The following is a 19,190-nucleotide window of genomic DNA, read 5'->3' as shown; positions in this document are numbered from 1 at the left end:
CCGGGTATACGGCTTCATGTAACAAACGGCCTGTTCCGGTGTCTCTTGAGTGATATCAATTGGAGAGTCTCCGGAGGTGACATGAACCCGTTTATTAAACCCTTGGTTTTTCTGGCGGGCCTGTTGCTTGTCGCGCAGCCTGCCATGGCCGAGCGCAATAATGGCTTTGATCTCAGTGGCGCATTAGTACCGGTCAGCGAGATCCTGCGCGGTGGGCCGCCGAGAGACGGTATTCCGTCTGTCAACGAACCAGCGTTTCAGTCCCCCGGTGAGGTGTCGCTTTGGCGTAAGAATGACCTCATGCTGACCTTCGATGCCAGCGAATCCAGCTTCGCTTACCCGATCGGTATTCTGAATTGGCATGAGATTGTCAATCATCGCCTCGACGAGGGGCCGGTGTTAATTACCTTTTGTCCCCTGTGCGGCACCGGTATGGCCTTTGACCCAGTTGTCGGAGGGCGCACACTGACCTTTGGAGTGTCTGGCCTGTTATATAACAGTGATCTGTTGATGTACGACCATCAGACCGAATCGCTCTGGTCGCAGATAGAAGGACGTGCGATTTCCGGACCCTTGGTTGGAGAAGAGTTGAAGCCCGTCGCCATTCGCCATGAACTCTGGAGTCGCTGGAGGGAGCGAGTCGGCACAAACGGACTGGTGCTTTCCACCGATACCGGCCATCGTCGGAATTACCGCTTATCTCCCTACGGCGATTACGATCACTCGGAGCGACTCTTCTTCCCGGTTACCCACACCAGTAGGAAGTACCATCCGAAAACCTGGGTGCTGGGTTGGAATTACAACGGAGAAAGCAAGGTCTGGCCGTTTCCCGAGTTAGCCAAACACGGTACCGTGCTTGAAGACCGCATTGGAGGAAAAGCTGTAACGCTGCATTATGACCCTGACGTACCGTCTGCCGAGTTGCGTGATGAATCAGGTATCCTGTTGCCGGCGACGCGGGCTTTCTGGTTTGCCTGGTACACGTTTAATCCGGACACCCTCGTCTTCGAGGCGGATTAAGATTCGCGGTGCTAGTCCGACTCGCTGTCTTTCGATGCGCGATTTTTTAGCGCCTCAGTTACCCTCTCGTCGATCCGCCTGAAAAACTCTCCATTGGGCCGACCGGTGGAGTGTGCGCTGAGCAGACGGCTGCTGGCCCTCAAATTGCCAATAAACGTCCGGCAGTCCTTGCACATCATCAGGTGCATTTTCACAGTCAGATTCTGACGGCCGCTGAGTTCGCCATCAATGTAATCACTGGCGATTTCGGCCAGGCCCCTGCACATTAACATTCGCCGGTCTCCTGGAAAGTCTCCACCATGAGAAAGATCTTCTGCCTCGCTCGGTGTAACAGTACACGCAGGTTAGAGGCACTGACATCCAGAATGTTACAGACATCATCCGATTTGTGCTGGTGGGCTTCATAGAGCATCAGGGCTGAGCGCTGGGTTTCCGGCAGGGCGGACAAATGTTTGTCCAGGCAATCGCTGAGGGCACCGTTTTCCAGCAGATTGTCGGCTGATTCATGGAACTGAAGCTTTGGGGGCAGGTCCCAATGGCCTTTGGCGTTGAAACGGTCAGCCAGTTCCGGTTCCAGGCTTTCCGAGAAATCCGTGGCCACTTCCCGATTGCTTGAGCGCAGTTTGTTTTTGCACCGATTGGCAACGATGCGGTGCAGCCAGGTTTTCAGGCCTGAGCGGCCTTCAAATTTCTGTATTGCATCTATCACTGTTACCCAGCAGTCCTGGACAACCTCTTCCGCGCTGGAGTGGTCCAGGTAAAACCGGGCCACGGCGAGCATGCCGGCTGAGTATTCACGTACTGCCCGGCGATACGCGCTGGGCTCGCCCTGCTTGAGGTCGTCGATCAGTGATGTTTCAAGTTCCGGGCGTGCCGCTGTGTCCATGGGTTTCCGTCCCTTGTCGCTGTCAGTATGGCTGTTTGTCTTTGTATAGTGTTTCGGAATCGGTAAAAGTTCCGGTATTCTGTAGTGAGTGCTCAAAAATAATAGTTCAGGGGCTGTGTAACATCCAGCCGGTGATCGTGTCTTGGCTATAACAGCGTATTGGTTTATTCAATTCTTACAGGCGTGGATATGAATCGCAGCAAGCTTTTACTTCTTCTGATTATCGCCGCCATCGTGGGGATCTTCCTCGGATTCGACGGCCACAAACTTCTTACTCTGGAAAACCTCCAGTCGCACCAGAGTGCCATCGGGCAGTGGATTGACCAGAATCTGGTATTGGCCGTCTCAGGTTACGCGGTTATCTATGTGGTTGTGACCGCCCTGTCTCTGCCTGGAGCCACCATCATGACTCTGGCCGGTGGTGCCTTCTTCGGCAACCTTTACGGTTTGGCGGCGGTCTCCATTGCGTCGACCGTGGGCGCATCCCTGGCCTTTCTGGTTGCCCGGTTCCTGATGCGGGATACCCTGCGTAAGCGCTATGGGGAAACGGTGGCCAAAATGGACCGCGGCATCGAGAAAGACGGCGCGTTCTATCTGGCCACCCTGCGCCTGGTGCCGGTGTTTCCCTTCTTCCTGATCAACCTGGCCATGGGCCTCACCGCCATGAAGCTGCGCACCTATGCCCTGGTGAGTTGGATTGCCATGTTGCCCGGCACCTTTGTGTACGTGAATGCAGGTACCCAGCTGGGTCAGATCCAGTCCACCGGAGATATCCTCTCGGCCAACCTGTTGTTGTCCTTTGCCCTGCTGGGGCTGTTCCCGCTGATCGCCAAGTTTGTGGTGGGGTTCATCCGACGCCGCAAAGTGTATGCCGGCTGGCAGAAGCCTGACCATTTCGATTACAACCTGTTGGTGATTGGCGGCGGTTCGGCCGGTCTGGTCTCTGCCTATATTGCCGCAGCGGTGAAAGCCAAAGTGGCGCTGATTGAAAAACACAAGATGGGAGGCGACTGCCTGAACACCGGCTGTGTGCCCTCCAAGGCCCTGATACGCAGCGCCAAGGCGGCCGACACCTTGCGCCATGCTAATCGTTACGGGCTGGAGGCGGTGCCGGTAAAAGGCTCGTTCAAGAACATCATGAACCGGGTCAAGGATGTCATCGCAAAAGTGGAGCCCCACGATTCCCCGGAACGCTACCGCAAGCTGGGCGTGGACTGCATTTCCGGCGAGGCGAGTTTCGTGTCGCCCTGGGAGCTGGAGGTGAAACACAATGATGGCCGCACCGAACGCCTCACTGCCCGCAGCATCATCGTCGCCACCGGTGGCAAACCTGCCGTGCCACCCATTCCCGGCCTGAACGACATGCAGCCGCTGACCTCCGATAATTTGTGGGAACTGGAGGAGCAACCGCAACGCCTGCTCGTGCTCGGTGGTGGCCCCATTGGCTCGGAACTGGCGCACGCGTTTGCCCGGCTTGGCTGCCAGGTGACCCAGGTGGAAAAAGGCGAGCGATTGCTGGCAAAAGAAGATGCTGATGTCTCCGAGCTGGTACTCAAACAGTTTGAATCCGACGGAATTGACGTCCGGTTGAAACATTCCGCTGCCGAGTTCCGTATAGAGGATGGAGAGAAGGTCGCCTATTGCGATTATGAAGGCGAGAAGATACGGATTCCCTTTGATCAGGTTTTGGTGGCGGTGGGGCGCGCGGCGAATACCTCCGGCCTGAACCTGGAAGCGATTGGCGTGGACACCTTGCCGAACGGAACCGTGCCGGTGGAAGACGACATGAGCTTGCGTTATCCCAACGTGTTTGCCTGCGGCGACGTGGCCGGCCCGTACCAGTTTACCCATGCGGCGGCCCATCAGGCCTGGTACGCGGCGGTGAACGGTCTGTTTGGCCAGTTCAAGCGGTTCAAGGTGGATTACCGGGTAATGCCCTGGGTGACGTTTACCTCTCCGGAAGTGGCCCGGGTTGGTTTAAGTGAAGCGGAGGCTCAGGAGCAAGGGGTTGCCTACGAGGTGACTCACTATGGCCTGGACGATCTGGACAGAGCCATCGCCGAAAGCGAAGACCATGGCTTCATCAAGGTGCTGACGCCGCCGGGCAAAGACAAGATTCTGGGTGCTGTGGTTGTGGGTGCCCATGCCGGGGAAATTCTTGCCGAGTTCACGCTGGCGATGAAACATGGCCTGGGGCTGAACAAGATTCTGGGCACCATTCACCCCTACCCGACCTGGAATGAGTCAGCCAAGTACGCGGCGGGTGAATGGAAACGGGCCCATGCGCCCGAAGGCATTCTGAGGCTGCTGGAGAAGCTCCACGGCTGGCGCCGTGGTGGCAAAAATACAAAAGCATTGAGGAGCACCTATGCCCCTGACTGAAACCCGACCGGCACGCAGTAAACGCATTCCGGCCGTGGAAGTGCTGGAACCCCGGGCATTCGACAGCTGGACCCACACCCGCAACGGCGACCCCCGGGGATACATCGACGCGGACAAGCTCAAGGAGCTGTGGATTCACACTGGCACCGCCTGCAACCTGGCCTGCCCCTTCTGCCTGGAGGGTTCACACCCCGGCGATGGTCGCATTCCGGGCATGAAGCTCAGCGATGTGAAACCGTTTATCCGCGAAGCCATCGACATGGGCGTGGAGCAGTTCTCCTTCACCGGCGGAGAGCCGTTCGTGATCCGGGATTTCGTGAATATCCTGGATTACGCCAGCCAGCACCGGCCCTGTTTTGTGCTGACCAACGCCACCGAGCCGCTGCATAAACGGCAACACCAGGTGTTGCCGTTACTGGACAACCCCTACCCGATTCACTTCCGGGTCAGCCTGGATTTTCCGGATCGCGCACGGCACGACAAAGATCGCGGCGAAGGCAGCTTTGCCCAGGCACTGGACGGTATCCAATGGCTGATCGAACAAGGTTTCAAGGTGTCCATCGCCCGGCAGACCGACCCCGGCGAAAACCCGGTGGAGGTGGAAGCCGCGTTCCGTGAGATTTTCCGTCAGTGGAACATTCCGGAGAACCTGGCGTTTACCGCGTTTCCGGACCTGGGCACGCCGGGATCTGAAGACGGCAGCCCGGAGATTACCGAGACTTGCATGGAGAAGTACCCGACCAAAGAGGCCCGTTCCCACTTCATGTGCACCTACACGCGGATGCTGGTGAAGAAGGGAGATCAGGTTCGGGTGTATGCCTGCACGCTGGTGGATGATGACCCGCAGTACGACTTGGGCGGCACGCTGGCTGAGAGCATGGACGAGCGGATTATGTTGCGGCATCACCGGTGTTTTTCCTGCTACCGGTTTGGGGCTAGTTGTTCGGCGCCCGGTTGATGTCTTGTTTCGGAGTTCTGGGGTTCTGGAGCTTTGGAGTTACGGCTGCTGAGGTTGGGGGATACCCTCCAAAACGAAAATCGTGGATTTTCTAATAGTTTTGGAGGGTATCCCCCAACCTCAACAGCCTTGATGAACACCGGTAGTTTGCCGGGAAGCTGTTATCGATGTTGGGGGCGTTGAGCGGTGGAGGGGGTTCCAAAACCATTAGAAAATCCACGATTTTCGTTTTGGAACCCCCTCCACCGCTCAATGACCTGCACCAAACAATGGAATAAAAAATGAACATTACTGAAGCCTCCCTGTTCTGGGGATTCTTGGTGGTCTACGGCGTGGTTATGTACGTGCTGTCGCCCAAGAGCAAGAACGCTAATTCGTTTTACAAGGGCGCGGATGACCACGGCAACCCGGTGGGCCAGTGGTCGCTCACGGCGAGTATCTTTATCAGCTGGATCTTTGCCAAATCGGTGACCAACGCCGCCAATCTTGGGGCGGCGTATGGCGTGGTCGGTGGCCTGGCCTATGCCAGTTATTGGTTGTCGATTCCGGTGGCGGGTTACGTTATCTACCTGATCCGCACCCAGACCGGGGCCAGGAGCCTGCAGGATTTCCTGACCTCCCGATTTGGTCGGTTCGCAGCGCTGGCGTTTGCGGCGGCGATCCTCATCCGGTTGTATAACGAAGTCTGGAGTAACACCGCCGTGGTCGGTGGGTATTTCGGCCTGCCTGGTGAGTGGGAATACTACGCTGCGGCGATGCTGTTTACCGTTTTTACCCTGGCGTACAGCCTCAAAGGCGGGCTTCGGTCTTCGATCTTTACCGATGTGATTCAGGCCTTTGTGTTCGTGTTCTTCGTCGGGGCGGTGTTGTTCCTGATTATTCCGGCCAACGATACCAGCGCGCTGCTGACCAACGGCGAGTTCCGCCTGAACGCCGGCTTCGATCTGCTGCTGGTGGCTTTGTTGCAGCTGTTCAGTTACCCGTTCCATGACCCGGTGCTGACCGACCGGGGCTTTGTGAACAAGGAAAAGACCATGCTCAAGAGCTTCGTGGTCGCGGGTCTTCTTGGCTTTGTGGCAGTGTTTATCTTCAGTCTGGTGGGCGTGCATGCGCGTCTCAATGGCATTGAAGCCATGGGCAATGCACCGGCGGCGGTCGGTCAATCCCTTGGTCTGGCGGCGTTGTTCTTTATGAGTGTGGTGATGATGACCTCCGCGGGCTCGACCCTGGATTCCACTTTCACGTCCCTGGCCAAATCCCTGGCGGTGGATTTGCCCCGTCTGGCTCGCCGCGCCAAGGACAAACTGCCGAGTATGCGAGTGGGCGCGGTGGTGATGGTTATTTTTGCTTTCCTGGGCAACCTACCCATGTTCGCAGGTACCGATATCCTCAAGGCCACGACCATCTCGGGCACCATGGTGATGGGTCTTGCGCCGGTTTTCCTGTTCTATGGCTTTACTCAGTGGTCGCCCTGGAGCTTTCACCTCAGTTTCTGGACCGGGCTCGGGTTGGGTGTTCTGCTGGCGGCGGGCCTCATTCCCTCCAGCTGGGCGATTGGTGATGGTGCCTACGCCATGTTGCTGGGTGTGAATGCCTACGGCTTTCTGATCTGTACGGCGTGTTTCTTCCTGCCTTTGCTGCTGCGGCGCCTGGCCGGAAAGTCTGTGGTTGCTGAGGGCGCGTGATAAAACGGGAGGGATCAGGCAATGGCTGACACAGAAGGGCGCAGCTGCCCGCTGGCTTACCGCTACCGGCCGGAAGCGCTTTGCGGGGAGCCCTCCCATGCCTCCGAGAGTGTGCTGTATATCGTCGGCGGGCTGTACGGCAACCCCTTTGCCCTGGACGAAATCGAAGCCATGGCGCAGGCGGAGGAGCGCCATGGTCACCGGGTCAAACTGGTGTTCAATGGCGATTTTAACTGGTTCAACGCCGACGACACCTTGTTCCGGGAGATCAACAGCCGGGTTCTGGACCATACTGCGGTTCTCGGCAATGTGGATTATGAGCTATCGCTTCCCAATGCCGGAGCGGGCTGTGGTTGTGCCTACCCGGAGTACGTGGATCAAGGTGTAGTGGCGCGTTCGAACCAGATGATGGAACGCCTGCAGGCGCTGGCGGACCAACACCCCGATATCCAAAAGAAACTCTCGCTATTACCAAGATACCGCTGCCTGATCTTTGGAGGCCTAAAGATTTTGGTGTTGCATGGTGACCCTGAGTCGCTGGCGGGCTGGGGGTTGTCGCATGAAGCATTCACCGCCGGTAACGACCGGCAGTTGGTCAGTTGGTTTCGCACCACCGGTGCCGATGTGATCGCGTGCACTCACACCTGCCTGCCGGTTCTCTGGTCTGGAGAAGTGGATGGGCGCCCTTGCCTGGTGACCAATAACGGCGCGGCGGGGATGGGTAACCTGCGCTCTGACCCACGCGGTTTGATTACCCGTATTGGCTTTACGAGCCCCTTCTCTGAGCCTGTGGCGGGCTTGGCGCGGCCCGGTTTGCACGTTTCCCTGATGCCTGTGGCTTACGATGTGAATGCCTGGCTGTCACAGTTTGACCGGCTGTGGCCGGAAGGCTCGCCTGCGGCAGTATCTTATCGGAGCCGCCTGGTGGGTGGAACCAGTCTGGATCCTGGCAATGTGGTTTTTCCTTCCATTCCGTAACCAGTCTGTCACTGGCGAATGCTTCAATTCGGTCTATTCTGAAAGAATCGAACCCCGGTAGTTCTTGGTGGCTGTTGGGGGCGACTTGAAATATATTTTGTGGTCTATATAATTCAACTCTAACTTTTGAAGCGAATTGATCACGTTATGACATCAGAAGGATCGAATACCACCGCCATCGCCTTGCGCAAACCCACCAAGGATGATGGCTACAGGCTCCACCAGCTGGTAGCGGAATGCCCGCCGCTGGACCCCAACTCGATTTACTGCAACCTGTTGCAGTGCAGCCACTTTGCCGAGACCGGCGTGGCCGCGGAGAAGGAAGGCGATCTGGTCGGCTTTATCTCCGGATACATCCCTCCCCAACAGCCCGAGACCGTGTTTGTCTGGCAGGTGGCGGTTCACGAGAAAGGTCGTGGACAGGGCCTCGCCAAGCGGATGCTGAAGGAAATTGTGGGTCGCGAAGCGTGCAAGAATGTCACGCATCTGGAAACCACGATTACCGAAGACAATGAGGCCTCCTGGGCGCTGTTCCGCTCTTTTGCACGTGATCTGGGAGCCGAGCTCACCTATCACGAGCACTTCGAGAAAGAGACCCACTTTGGCGGCAAGCACGACTCCGAGTTCCTGCTGCGCATCGGGCCCTTCACGAAGCCTGTCTGAGTGCCCTGATTCACTGATGTGAATCGCCGATAGCGACTAGAAACAGCCGGCAGGCCACCCGAGGTGGGCCTGCCAAAGGGCTGACATCAACGCACGGCGGGCTTGTTGCGACCGACACGTATTACCAGCAGGCTCCCCGCGCAATTACCTCGAACCTGACATGCTAAGAGGCAAGACAATGGAAATTTTTAAGTCCACTGAATCTGAAGTACGCGTTTATTCCCGTGCCTTCCCGGTGATTTTTAACCGTGCCAAGAACGCGCACCTGTACACCGAAGACGGCAAACAGTACCTGGACTTCCTGGCCGGTGCCGGTTCCCTGAACTACGGCCACAACAACGATATTCTGAAAAAAGCGCTGCTTGAGTACATCGAAGCGGACGGCGTGAGCCAGGGCCTGGATATGTTTACCACCGCCAAGCATGACTTCATGGAAGCCTATAAGAAGTACATCCTGGATCCCCGCGGCCTGGACTACAAGATGCAGTTCACTGGCCCCACCGGCACCAACTGTGTGGAAGCGGCCATGAAGCTGGCCCGTAAGGTCAAAGGCCGCACCGGTATTATCTCGTTCACCAACGGTTTCCACGGTGTCACCATGGGTGCGGTTGCTGCAACCGGTAACAAGCACCACCGTGGTGGTGTCGGCACACCGCTGGGCAGCGTTGATTTCCAGTTTTACGATGGTTACCTCGGTGAAGACATCGACACCCTGATGATCATGGACAAGGTGCTGTCCGACAGCTCTTCCGGTGTTGAATTGCCGGCGGCAGTGATTGTTGAGGCGGTTCAAGGCGAGGGCGGTCTTAACGCAGCCCGTGCCGAATGGCTCAAAGGCCTTTCTGACCTGTGTAAGAAGCACGATATCCTGCTGATTCTGGATGATATCCAGGCGGGCAACGGCCGTACCGGTGAATTCTTCAGCTTTGAATTTGCTGGCATCAAGCCGGACATTGTGACCGTGTCCAAGTCGCTGTCCGGTTACGGTCTGCCGATGGCGCTGGTGCTGTTCAAGCCGGAGCTGGATGTTTGGGAATCCGGTGAGCACAACGGTACCTTCCGTGGTAACAACATGGCGTTTGTCACGGCCCGTGCCGCGGTAGAAACCTACTGGAAAGACGACAGTTTCGCTAACGAAGTGAAGGCCAAGACCAAGGTGCTGGGCGACGCCCTGCAAGCGATCTGCGACAAGTACCCGAGTGAGTTCAAGATGAAGGGCCGGGGCCTGATGCGTGGCATTGAAGCGACCCATGCGGACATCACCGGTGCCATTACCAAGCGTGCTTTCCAGAAGGGCCTGATCATCGAGACCAGTGGTCCGAACGACGAAGTCATCAAGTGCCTGATGCCGCTGACCACCAGCGAGGAGGACTTGCGCCTGGGAGCCAGCCTGCTGGCCGAGTCGGTTGATGAAATCATGCAGGAAGGTGTCAGCGAGGCGTCGTAAGGCGCCCGTCATCCAGACCATTCATTCCGCAGGATAGCGAAGGCAAAAATATGACTACGGCACAGCATACCGTCGAGAAGATCGGCGGTACCTCAATGAGTAATTATGAGGCCGTTCGCGACAATATCATTATTGGTAAACGCAAGAAGAGCGACCTCTACCAGCGGATTTTCGTGGTGTCAGCCTACGGTGGTGTCACCAACGAACTGCTGGAGCACAAGAAAACCGGCGAGCCGGGCGTATACGCCCTGTTCGCAGACGCTGAATCAGACTGGGCCTGGGGCGACGACCTCACCAAACTGATCCAGTTCCTGACCGACATCAACGGCGAACTGTTTGAAGACCCCATGCTCAAACAGCAGGCTGACCAGTTCATTACCGACCGAATTGAAGGGGTGCGGGGTTGTCTGATCGACCTCCAGCGTCTGTGTTCCTATGGCCAGTTCCAGCTGGAAGAGCATCTGCTGACCGTTCGGGAAATGCTCGCCGGAATCGGTGAAGCCCACAGTGCGTTCAACACCGCCCTGAAATTGCAGCAGGAAGGCATCAATGCGCGCTTTGTCGACCTGACCGGCTGGCGCGACAGCGAACTGCTGCCTCTCGACCAGAAGCTCAAGCAGGCGTTCGACAGCGTTGACCTGACTCGCGAACTGCCGATTGTCACCGGCTACGCTCAGTGCAAGGAAGGCCTGATGCGAACCTTTGACCGGGGATACAGTGAAATGACCTTCAGCCGGGTGGCGGTAATCACCAATGCCCGTGAAGCGATCATTCACAAGGAATACCACCTGAGTTCTGCTGACCCCAATATTGTGGGTGAAGAGAAGGTGGTGCCCCTGGGCCGAACCAACTACGACGTGGCCGACCAGCTCGCCAACCTCGGTATGGAAGCCATTCACCCCCGTGCCGGTAAGGGCCTGCGCCAAAACGAGATTCCGTTGCGGGTGATGAACACCTTTGAACCGGAGCACACCGGCACGCTGATCACTGGCGATTACGTCAGCGAGAAGCCGCAGGTGGAAATCGTGGCCGGTGCCAAGGGCGTGTTCGCCATTGAGGTGTTTGACCAGGACATGCAGGGTGAGCCGGGCTCAGACCGCCGAATCCTGGAAGTGCTCAGCCGCTTCAAGGTGCGCTTCATGTCCAAGGACACCAACGCCAACACCATTACCCATTATGTGGACACCACGCTCAAGCACGTGAAGCGTGTGGTCAAGGCGCTGGAGGAAGAATTCCCCAATGCCGAGATCAGTACCCGCAAAGTGGCCCTGGTGTCTGCCATTGGCAGTGATATGAAGGTGCCAGGCATCCTGGCCCGTTCGGTGAAATCATTGGCAGACCAGGACATCAGCGTGTTGGCCATCCACCAGTGCATGCGTCAGGTGGATATCCAGTTTGTGATTGAAGAAGACCACTACAACCAGGCGATTGTGGCCCTGCACGGTGCTCTGATTGAACCCCACAATCACGAGTACGCCATTGTAGCGGCTTCAACCACCTGAAGAATTACCCACCGGCAAAACCGGTCGCTTTGCCGGTGGGTAATGGAGGACGTCTTGCCTCCTGATCGGGCGCCCGGTCGGCCGTTTTGCCCGGTGTTTTTCACCGGGTAAGTAACATGGCCGGGCGTGACCGATCTCCTCACCTCCCCGCTCGTTTGTCTCGGTTTTCCACGCCTTCCAGGGCAATCTGCCCGCCCGACCTCACCGTATATTCAGCAAAGTTTCAACGGGTACCTTAGCCAATGCAGATACATGATCGGCAGGGACCGTCTCCGACTCTTCCCCACGATGGTGAAAGGGATTCCCTGGTAGGGTTGTACTTCAGGGATGCGTCCCGACATGAACTTCTCAGCGATGATGCGGAGCGCCGCCTGGCGCGGCAGCTGATTCGCAGCTTAAGAGTGATCAGCCAGGAACTCTGTTTGCCCGATGACACCCCACAAACCCTTCGGGAAGTGGTTGGTAGCCTGGGTGATGCCTGTGCCTTCTCCAGCCGCTGTCGCCGGGCCTATCACCTGGCCATGGCCTGCCGGCGCCGGCTGATTCAGTGCAACCTGAGGTTGGCGGTGCACATCGCCCGCCGTTACAACCAGCACGGTATCCCCATGTCAGACCTGATTCAGGACGCCAATGTGGGTTTGATCAAGGCGGTTGAACGATACGACCCGGCCAAGGGTTTTCGTTTTTCAACCTATGCCTACTGGTGGATCAGCGAGGAGGTGCGCCGTTGCCTGCAGCGTGGCGTGCGGGTAGTGCACACACCGGAGAACGTCGTCGAGGAAATACGTCAGCTCCAAAAAACCTCCATGCGATTACACCAGGCCCTGGGGCGCACGCCATCGCAGACCGAGCTGGCCAAAGCCATGGAGGCCTCGCCCTCGCGCATCGGCGAACTGAGAGCGCTGGCCGCCCGGGAAGTGTCCACCGATGTGCCTTTGCTTGAAGACGGTACCATTACCCTGGGCGACAGCCTGGCCAGTGGCGAAACCATGTCTCCAGACCATCCTCTGCGGCAGCGGGACCGGCAGATTACCTTGCAGGCCATGATGGGTGAGTTGACTGAGCGGGAGAGGGATATTCTGTCCCGACGTTACGGACTGGGCGTATCCGAACCGGAGACGCTGCAAACCCTGTCGGATCAGTTGGGAATCAGCCGTGAGCGGGTACGCCAGATAGAGAAGACCGCGTTAAAGAAGCTGCAACAGTGGTTTTCGGAGCCGAACAACGGTGCCTGACCTCAGGCACCGTGACTAAGATAGAACCACACGCCGACGGTCACCTGGCAGGCCAGTACCACGGTGGTCAGCACCAGGCGCAGTCGCAGATACCATGCCGGCCAGTAGGGCCGCATCCAGCGAGCGTCGACGATGTACAGCAGCAGGTAGGCGGTGGTGTACAGGGCAATCTTGTGGGGCGTTTGTAATAGCAGCCCTACTCCGGCGGCGACGAAAAACAGCTGGCTGAGTAACATCGACACCAGTGGTGACTGGGGGTAGGAGCGGTTCTCCAGTTGCAGTGCGATGGTCCAGTAAATGCCGGCCATGAACGCGAGAATGCCCGCACTGTACGCGTAGAACCAGCTCAGGATGATGATGCTTTTCCCCGGCATTGCAAACAGGCCGGCGGTTCCTGCAAGAAACGGTATCAGGCCGGCTATGCCGACCAGGATGGCGAGACGGGCAACTGCAATCACGACCGTTGCCTCTGAACCTGTATCCGCATGGGTTCGAGTTCTGTTGGCTCCATGCCCACCATTTCATGGTAGGCGGACGGGTGAACAATCTGGGTTTCACGCACGTCCAGATCGCTCAGGGTGTCCTGCAGCTGCCAGGCGCTACGAAACAGGTGTGTTTGTCCATTGTCGTCAGACAACAGCATCAGGCCTTCCGGCCCATGGAGTCTGGCCATGTAATGCTGGCCTTCCAGTGAGATGATCTCCAGCAGTTCAATGACCGGTTGCTCGAGATTTCTGAGTTGGTTGAGGGTGATGCGCACGGATTGGCTCCCGAAATGGTGCTACCAAGGAACTTACGTGCAACCACCCGGGTGAGATCATTGTGACAGCGTAAAGCACTCGTGATGGGCGGGGCAATGAACGAGGTGATCGTTGACCATGCCGGTGGCCTGCATGAAGGCGTAGACGATGGTTGGGCCCACAAAAGTGAAGCCAGCCTTCTTCAGCGCCTTTGACATGGTTTCGGATTCTTTTGTGATGGCTGGGACCTCCTCAAAGCGCTGCCAGTGGTTCTGGATTGGCTTGCCGTCCACGAATTGCCAAAGAAATGTGGAAAACTCGATGCCACGCTCCTGAAGTTTGAGAAAACTGCGGGCGTTGGTGACCACAGAACGCACTTTCAGCCGGTTGCGGATAATTTCCGGGTTTTGCATCAGACGGGCTTCATCCTGCTCGGTAAACCTGGCAATGGCCTCGGGATCGAAACCGGCGTAGGCGTCGCGATAGCCCTGCTGTTTACGCAGAATGGTAATCCAGCTCAGGCCGGCCTGCTGGCCGTCCAGGCACAGCTTTTCAAACAGAGCCTGGTCATCGTATTCCGGGCGGCCCCAGACGGTGTCGTGGTAATGCACGTAGAGTGGGTCGGTGCCACACCAGGGGCAGCGTTCGCTATCTTGGGTCATAACAGTGAGTCCCGGTTATCGCTTTGACCGGATGACCCTGTGGAACATGGGTTCCCAACTTGCTTCCTGGGTACCCGCCAGTGCCAGGTTGTAGTCATCCGGGGGTGGTTCCAGCAAGGTGATACCCGGCCAACTGCCCGGGCCGCCCTGATCCCTGCCTCGATAGACCAACGTTACCAGAAAACCCTCCACGTAGAAGCAACTGGCCAGCCAGGTCTGGTCGGGCTGATCGCCATAGAGCTCAAATTGGTTGCGAACTTCAAGGGTTTGCAGGTTGCCGGCAATGCCACGATCGGTTGCCTTGAGCCAGGCCTCTTTCAGGGTCCATACTTTAAGGAAATTGAAGGGGTCATCGGCGCGAAACAGCCACTCCTGTTCGATGGGGGAGAACCAGCGTCTGGCAACGGCGACCCAATCCGGCCTGCGTTGGCTTGGCTCGATGTCGATACCCAGCTGATAGGTGTCTGTGCCTACGGCGCAAAGACCCCGGCTATGGCTCAATGAGAGATAATGGCCTTCCGGATAAACGGCACGGTTTGGTCGCCCATCCACGGGAAGACAGCACTCTGGTGCCTGGTCACTGGTTTGCGCAAGGCTTTGCCGGAGCAGCCAGCGGCTGGTCAGGAACTCCTGACGGCGAGTACCCGCCAGCCGAGCCAGTGTTTCAGCCTCGAAACCGGTCATCCAGGCAGGAGCTTCGGGAACATCCCGGTTGATCTGGTGGCACAGCCAGATACTGGGATGATCAGGGTTGGAGTCGTTGGATGGTCCAGCCATCGGCCTCTCTCACGTATTCAAAACGGTCGTGAAGTCGGCTTGGCCGTCCCTGCCAGAACTCGATGCGTTCCGGTACCACCCGATAACCGCCCCAGAAGCTGGGTAAGGGTATTTCACCGGAGCTGAACTTGCGTTTCATCTCCGCCACCTTTTGTTCCAGTAGCCCCCTTGAGGTAATCGCCTTGCTCTGTTCAGAAACCCAGGCTCCGAGCTGGCTGCCACGGGGTCTGGAGGCGAAGTACCTGAGGGATTCCGCCTTACTGACTTTCTCTACCTTTCCCTGAATACGTACCTGGCGGTTCAGACCGATCCAGGGGAACAGCAGCGCAGCCCTTGGGTTTTCGTCCAGTTCTCTGGCCTTGCGGCTGCCGTAGTTGGTGTAGAAAACAAAGCCTTGGCTATCAAAGTATTTCAGTAGCACGGTGCGCAAGTCCGGCATCTGGTCAGAGCCGGTGGTGGCAAGTGACATGGCGTTGGGTTCCAGAATCCCGGCACTACGGGCATCGTTAAACCAAGCCTGGAACTGGGCTACTGGGTCGTCATTCAGGTGTTCCCTGTCCAGCCCCTCACTTTCAAAATCCCGACGCATATCGCCGATGTCCATTCACCTCTCCTCGTCTTGCTGCGTAACCCGCTAAGTGTCTACAGGTACGGCACTCAAGCATAACGGGTTCACGTTGGCGTGTCAGCGGCTGACAAAGGACTACCGGGCGGACTATCCTAGTGTCAGGCAGGGGGTGCAGGCAGCCCCGTGTGTTCGCCCTCGATCAAGGAGAGTTTCGTGGCCCGGAGTCATTCCCCCAGTCGTTTGCCCAGAAACCTGGCTATTGTAGCGGTCGTTCTGTTTGGCTTGTACGCCCTCGCAGGCTTTTTGGCTTTGCCCTGGTGGCTCGAAAAGACTTTGCCGGAACAGCTGAATCAGCAGATGGGCTGGCAGGCTGAGTTGTCGGAAGTTCAGGTAAACCCCTTCACCCTGACCCTGGATATAACGGGGTTGTCTGCGGACGACCGTGCCGGCGAAAAAGTGGTCGGGTTTGATCGCCTGTTTGTAAATCTTGGTTTCTTTCCCCTGTTCCGGGGGATCGTCCATTTCCAGGACATTCGCCTGCAGGAACCGCACATCCGGCTGGATCTGTTGGATGACTACAGCATCAACTTTGCCCGCGACTGGCAGGCCTCCCGGCCAGATGAGCTCGCACAGGAACCCGTAGCCGCAGCCGAAGCCGGGGATGAGGCAGGCGCGATACCCAAGCTGTACTTCCAGCACCTGGCGATCGATGGCGGCGAGTTACTGTTCCGGGATTTCAGCCAGGCGGAGCCGGCAGAGTTCCGTGTTACCCCGCTCGACCTGTCCATCAACGAGCTGGCCACCTGGCCAAGGGAGACCGGTGGCAGTCAGTATTCAGTGATTGCTGCCCTGGGTGACCAGACCATTGAGTGGGACGGTGAGCTGAGCATAGCGCCACTTTACTCCGAAGGCCGCCTGAAGGTGTCTGATTTGCGCCATGACACCCTGGCGCATTTTCTGTCGCCGTTTTTGCCATGGCAGTTACGGGATGGCACCGTGGCCATCGAGTCCTATTACCAGTTGGCGGGTGGCGAGCCGTTTGAGTTGATCACGTCCCAGGGCAAGCTGACTGTGCAGAACCTGGCCCTGGATGCCGGGGATGAGGAACCGGGCTTGACCACTTCCGGTATCCAGGTTGATGGTATCGGCTTTGATCTGACAGCCAGAGAAGCCCGGGTAGGTATGATCACACTCGATCAACCCTTTGTTGCCGCGGTCCGCAACAACGAGGGTCAGATTGACTGGCTGGCAACTATGCCAGAAGCCACTGCCGATGAAGGCCAGGGCGAGCCACCGGACACCGGCGTACCGGCGTTTCGCTGGTCGGTTCAGGGCTTTGAGCTGGCTGACGGGCGGGTGCGCTGGCGGGATCAGGTGCCACAGCAAGCGGCAGAGCTGGAACTGGTGGATCTGGACATAACCCTGGGCGGTTTATCGGATCGCCTGGATGAACCCGTCAGCTACCGGCTGAGTTCAGCGCTTGCCAGTGGTGGCCGTGTCGCCGCCAACGGCCAGTTGACACCGGCGCCGTTCACGCTGGAGGCGGCAGTATCCGGTTCCAATCTTGTGCTTGCGGTGATGGAGCCATACCTGCAGCAAGCGGCCAACCTGGCGTTGGCCAGCGGTGAGTTGAGTTTTGATGGAAACCTGGACCTGGACAGCCAGGACGATCCGATGACTGGTACGTTCAGCGGCACCGGCGAGGTCGCAAACCTGGATTTAAGGCTGCCTGATGGCGATGCCTCCATGTTGGGCTGGCGTACCCTGCGCTTGGCGCCAATCGAATTCAATGTTTACCCGCCCAGGCTGGAAATCGGCACGGTAACCCTGGCACGGCCCTCGCTGAACGTTGTTCGCTCACTGGATGGCGTGCACAATCTGGCCCGGATCGTTCGCGGGCAGGCCGATACCGGTCGTGAGCCTGCATCAGCGCAATCGACCGGCCCCGAAGCCAGCTCCGGCGAACCGGAGTTTGTTTTCCGGATCAATCAACTGGTGGTTGAAGACGGCGCCGTCGGTTATTCCGATCGCACACTGGAGCCGCCGTTCAGTACCAACTTTGATCATCTCACCGGTGCGGTCAGCGGCATCAGTAATGTGCCGCCACAGCAAGGACGGGTGAACCTCAAGGGCCGGCTCGCAGGCGTTGCCCCCGTCACCTTTGAAGGCACGCTGGGCGCATTGGGCACCGAGGATACCAGCGACATTCGCCTGGCCATGGAGGATCTGGCGTTGCCGGTGCTGTCACCTTATTTTGGCCGTTATCTGGGCTATGGGGTGGACTCCGGCAAGCTACGAATGAATCTGGACTACGAGTTTACCGGCACCCGGCTGAAAGCCTCTAACAGGCTCGTTCTCGATCGAATGGAACTGGGCCAGGCGGTGGTCAGCGACCAGGCCATTAACGCACCGGTGAAGCTGGGGCTGGCCCTACTGACAGACCGGAGGGGGCTGATTGAAGTTGATTTGCCGATCCAGGGCGATATCGCCGATCCGGAATTTCGGGTCGGCCAGATCGTCATGCGCGCCTTTGTGAACCTGCTGGTGAAAGCCGCGGCATCCCCCTTCAGCATGTTGGGCTCGCTGGCCGATCTGGTGGGCTTCAGTAGTGAAGACCTGGGCGAGGTCAGTTTTGTGCCGGGTAGCGTTGAGTTGGCAGAGGGTGAGGCTGCCAAATTGTCGGCCCTGGCACAGGCTTTGAGAGAGCGCCCTGAGCTGGTGCTGAACGTTCGCGGCGGCGTGAATCCGGAAGCTGACGCCCTGGCGCTACTGCGCGCCCGGATGGAAGCCCGGGGCGAGGAACTGACCGACGAAGCCTGGGCCCAGGCACAACAAGCCTGGCGCGAGGGTGAGCGCCCGCTGCCGCCAGAGGCCCTGGGGCAACTGGCTACCAACCGGGGTCTGGCGGTTCGCCGCCTGCTGCAGGAAACCCACGAAGTAGACCCCGCCCAGTTGTTCACCCTGGAGCCGTCCCGCCAGGCCGTTACCGATGAACAGGGGCTTGTCACCGTGCAGTTCACGCTGAACGTCCGTTAATCCTAATTGAATCAGGTAGTTCTATGGCCAGTCTGACAAAGCGCACTGCCAGCCACTTCTTTGCCTATGTTTCCCGTCTGCGCTGGATCAAGCGCTGGGGCTTGATGCGTAACGCCATCGAAGAAAACGTCGCCACCCATTCCTGGGAAGTGGCGACCATCGCCCACGCCCTGGCGCTGATCCGCAACCGGCATTTTGACGGTCAGGTCAACGCGGACCGCATCGCGGCTGCCGCGCTTTACCACGATGCCACCGAGGTGATCACCGGCGACATGCCGACACCGGTGAAATATCACTCGAAAGTGATGCGGGAAGCCTTCGGTGATATCGAACACAAGGCAGAAGCGGAGTTACTGGCCTTGTTACCGGCCGATCTCCGGGATGACTTCTCGCCCTATGTTCGGGAGTCCCGGCTGGCTGAGCAGGAAAAGGAATTGATCAAGGCGGCTGACCGGCTCTCGGCCTGGCTCAAGTGCCGGGCGGAAATCCGTGCCGGCAACCCGGAATTCGTGCCCGCTGAAGCCCAGATCCGCGCCCGGCTGGACGCAGACGGATTGCCGGAGGTGCGCTACTTTCTGGAGGTCTTTGCACCGGGCTACGACCAGCCTCTGGATAACCTGCTGGAATAGCCTGTTGACTGGCCCCGCTGCC

General features: G+C 58.1%; 18 protein-coding genes. 11 read left to right on the top strand and 7 right to left on the bottom strand.

What is annotated here, in order from left to right; all coding sequences use genetic code 11:
- Nucleotides 1-81 precede the first annotated feature (81 nt).
- Nucleotides 82-1,020: a DUF3179 domain-containing protein gene (locus tag ACZ5Q2_RS03585; protein WP_230713210.1), complete on the top strand. Its 939-nt coding sequence runs from the start codon at nt 82-84 to the stop codon at nt 1,018-1,020.
- 11 nt (nt 1,021-1,031) lie between these two features.
- On the opposite strand, the gene ACZ5Q2_RS03580 is transcribed toward ACZ5Q2_RS03585, so the two are convergent.
- Together ACZ5Q2_RS03580 and ACZ5Q2_RS03575 are read right to left on the bottom strand one after the other, a co-directional pair.
- Nucleotides 1,032-1,292, bottom strand: coding sequence for a zf-HC2 domain-containing protein (locus ACZ5Q2_RS03580; protein ID WP_230713208.1), 261 nt, complete (start codon nt 1,290-1,292; stop codon nt 1,032-1,034).
- A complete protein-coding gene (locus ACZ5Q2_RS03575) occupies nt 1,286-1,906 on the bottom strand; it encodes an RNA polymerase sigma factor (RefSeq protein WP_230713207.1) in 621 nt (206 codons plus the stop codon). Before ACZ5Q2_RS03575 ends, ACZ5Q2_RS03580 begins: the two co-directional genes overlap by 7 nt.
- A 189-nt stretch (nt 1,907-2,095) precedes the next feature.
- On the opposite strand from ACZ5Q2_RS03575, the gene ACZ5Q2_RS03570 reads away from it, so the two are divergent.
- From ACZ5Q2_RS03570 to ACZ5Q2_RS03535, 8 genes are all read left to right on the top strand, one after another.
- Nucleotides 2,096-4,288: an FAD-dependent oxidoreductase gene (locus ACZ5Q2_RS03570; protein ID WP_230713206.1), complete on the top strand. Its 2,193-nt coding sequence runs from the start codon at nt 2,096-2,098 to the stop codon at nt 4,286-4,288.
- Nucleotides 4,275-5,246 (top strand): radical SAM protein, encoded by a 972-nt coding sequence (locus tag ACZ5Q2_RS03565; protein ID WP_230713205.1) that lies wholly within the window; start codon nt 4,275-4,277, stop codon nt 5,244-5,246. Before ACZ5Q2_RS03570 ends, ACZ5Q2_RS03565 begins: the two co-directional genes overlap by 14 nt.
- A gap of 281 nt (nt 5,247-5,527) precedes the next feature.
- Nucleotides 5,528-6,931: a sodium:solute symporter family transporter gene (locus ACZ5Q2_RS03560; protein ID WP_106694221.1), complete on the top strand. Its 1,404-nt coding sequence runs from the start codon at nt 5,528-5,530 to the stop codon at nt 6,929-6,931.
- Nucleotides 6,932-6,952: 21 nt separating this feature from the next.
- Nucleotides 6,953-7,909 carry a hypothetical protein gene (locus tag ACZ5Q2_RS03555; protein ID WP_230713204.1) on the top strand — a complete coding sequence of 319 codons (957 nt, stop codon included), beginning with the start codon at nt 6,953-6,955 and terminating at the stop codon, nt 7,907-7,909.
- 147 nt (nt 7,910-8,056) lie between these two features.
- Nucleotides 8,057-8,572, top strand: coding sequence for a diaminobutyrate acetyltransferase (ectA, locus tag ACZ5Q2_RS03550; protein WP_072675768.1), 516 nt, complete (start codon nt 8,057-8,059; stop codon nt 8,570-8,572).
- 178 nt (nt 8,573-8,750) lie between these two features.
- Nucleotides 8,751-10,019 carry a diaminobutyrate--2-oxoglutarate transaminase gene (gene ectB / locus ACZ5Q2_RS03545; protein WP_061331308.1) on the top strand — a complete coding sequence of 423 codons (1,269 nt, stop codon included), beginning with the start codon at nt 8,751-8,753 and terminating at the stop codon, nt 10,017-10,019.
- A 50-nt stretch (nt 10,020-10,069) separates the two neighbouring features.
- Nucleotides 10,070-11,521: an aspartate kinase gene (locus ACZ5Q2_RS03540; RefSeq protein ID WP_061331306.1), complete on the top strand. Its 1,452-nt coding sequence runs from the start codon at nt 10,070-10,072 to the stop codon at nt 11,519-11,521.
- A gap of 242 nt (nt 11,522-11,763) precedes the next feature.
- Nucleotides 11,764-12,756, top strand: coding sequence for a sigma-70 family RNA polymerase sigma factor (locus tag ACZ5Q2_RS03535; RefSeq protein ID WP_061331304.1), 993 nt, complete (start codon nt 11,764-11,766; stop codon nt 12,754-12,756).
- Between the two features lie 2 nt (nt 12,757-12,758).
- Here ACZ5Q2_RS03535 and ACZ5Q2_RS03530 read toward each other — a convergent pair whose 3' ends face one another.
- Genes ACZ5Q2_RS03530 through pdxH form a run of 5 tightly spaced genes read right to left on the bottom strand, consistent with a single transcriptional unit; the run spans nt 12,759 to nt 15,539 of the window.
- On the bottom strand, nt 12,759-13,214 hold the full coding sequence (locus ACZ5Q2_RS03530) for a DUF3429 domain-containing protein (protein ID WP_061331302.1): 456 nt from the start codon (nt 13,212-13,214) through the stop codon (nt 12,759-12,761).
- Nucleotides 13,211-13,516, bottom strand: coding sequence for a DUF6482 family protein (locus ACZ5Q2_RS03525; RefSeq protein ID WP_374786496.1), 306 nt, complete (start codon nt 13,514-13,516; stop codon nt 13,211-13,213). The genes ACZ5Q2_RS03530 and ACZ5Q2_RS03525 overlap by 4 nt, the downstream gene beginning before the upstream one ends.
- 57 nt (nt 13,517-13,573) lie before the next feature.
- Nucleotides 13,574-14,158 (bottom strand): DNA-3-methyladenine glycosylase I, encoded by a 585-nt coding sequence (locus tag ACZ5Q2_RS03520; protein ID WP_106694226.1) that lies wholly within the window; start codon nt 14,156-14,158, stop codon nt 13,574-13,576.
- 15 nt (nt 14,159-14,173) lie between these two features.
- The gene (locus ACZ5Q2_RS03515) at nt 14,174-14,935 is read right to left on the bottom strand and encodes a 4'-phosphopantetheinyl transferase family protein (RefSeq protein ID WP_432210442.1); all 762 of its coding nucleotides are present in this window, start codon (nt 14,933-14,935) and stop codon (nt 14,174-14,176) included.
- Nucleotides 14,904-15,539, bottom strand: a complete 636-nt coding sequence (pdxH, locus tag ACZ5Q2_RS03510) for a pyridoxamine 5'-phosphate oxidase (RefSeq protein WP_106694228.1) — start codon at nt 15,537-15,539, stop codon at nt 14,904-14,906. The genes ACZ5Q2_RS03515 and pdxH overlap by 32 nt, the downstream gene beginning before the upstream one ends.
- A gap of 177 nt (nt 15,540-15,716) precedes the next feature.
- Here pdxH and ACZ5Q2_RS03505 point away from each other — a divergent pair, with 177 nt between their 5' ends.
- Entirely contained in the window at nt 15,717-18,539 is a 2,823-nt protein-coding gene (locus ACZ5Q2_RS03505) for a DUF748 domain-containing protein (RefSeq protein ID WP_230713201.1), read from the top strand.
- 23 nt (nt 18,540-18,562) lie between these two features.
- Complete coding sequence (gene yfbR, locus ACZ5Q2_RS03500) at nt 18,563-19,168, top strand: 5'-deoxynucleotidase (RefSeq protein ID WP_230713199.1); 606 nt, start codon at nt 18,563-18,565, stop codon at nt 19,166-19,168.
- The last annotated feature ends 22 nt before the right edge of the window (nt 19,169-19,190 follow it).

This window comes from Marinobacter alkaliphilus (genome assembly GCF_055394375.1).
Note: the sequence above shows the minus strand (reverse complement) of the source record. Positions and strands in the feature narration are given on the sequence as shown.

What these genes read in the sequence shown, in the direction of transcription:
- ectA (WP_072675768.1), top strand. Translation starts at nt 8,057, where the DNA reads ATGACATCAGAAGGATCGAATACCACCGCCATCGCCTTGCGCAAACCC.
- ACZ5Q2_RS03565 (WP_230713205.1), top strand. Translation starts at nt 4,275, where the DNA reads ATGCCCCTGACTGAAACCCGACCGGCACGCAGTAAACGCATTCCGGCC.
- ACZ5Q2_RS03570 (WP_230713206.1), top strand. Translation starts at nt 2,096, where the DNA reads ATGAATCGCAGCAAGCTTTTACTTCTTCTGATTATCGCCGCCATCGTG.
- ACZ5Q2_RS03535 (WP_061331304.1), top strand. Translation starts at nt 11,764, where the DNA reads ATGCAGATACATGATCGGCAGGGACCGTCTCCGACTCTTCCCCACGAT.
- pdxH (WP_106694228.1), bottom strand. Translation starts at nt 15,539, where the DNA reads ATGGACATCGGCGATATGCGTCGGGATTTTGAAAGTGAGGGGCTGGAC.
- ACZ5Q2_RS03540 (WP_061331306.1), top strand. Translation starts at nt 10,070, where the DNA reads ATGACTACGGCACAGCATACCGTCGAGAAGATCGGCGGTACCTCAATG.
- ACZ5Q2_RS03555 (WP_230713204.1), top strand. Translation starts at nt 6,953, where the DNA reads ATGGCTGACACAGAAGGGCGCAGCTGCCCGCTGGCTTACCGCTACCGG.
- ectB (WP_061331308.1), top strand. Translation starts at nt 8,751, where the DNA reads ATGGAAATTTTTAAGTCCACTGAATCTGAAGTACGCGTTTATTCCCGT.
- ACZ5Q2_RS03520 (WP_106694226.1), bottom strand. Translation starts at nt 14,158, where the DNA reads ATGACCCAAGATAGCGAACGCTGCCCCTGGTGTGGCACCGACCCACTC.
- yfbR (WP_230713199.1), top strand. Translation starts at nt 18,563, where the DNA reads ATGGCCAGTCTGACAAAGCGCACTGCCAGCCACTTCTTTGCCTATGTT.
- ACZ5Q2_RS03580 (WP_230713208.1), bottom strand. Translation starts at nt 1,292, where the DNA reads ATGTTAATGTGCAGGGGCCTGGCCGAAATCGCCAGTGATTACATTGAT.
- ACZ5Q2_RS03575 (WP_230713207.1), bottom strand. Translation starts at nt 1,906, where the DNA reads ATGGACACAGCGGCACGCCCGGAACTTGAAACATCACTGATCGACGAC.
- ACZ5Q2_RS03515 (WP_432210442.1), bottom strand. Translation starts at nt 14,935, where the DNA reads ATGGCTGGACCATCCAACGACTCCAACCCTGATCATCCCAGTATCTGG.
- ACZ5Q2_RS03560 (WP_106694221.1), top strand. Translation starts at nt 5,528, where the DNA reads ATGAACATTACTGAAGCCTCCCTGTTCTGGGGATTCTTGGTGGTCTAC.
- ACZ5Q2_RS03585 (WP_230713210.1), top strand. Translation starts at nt 82, where the DNA reads ATGAACCCGTTTATTAAACCCTTGGTTTTTCTGGCGGGCCTGTTGCTT.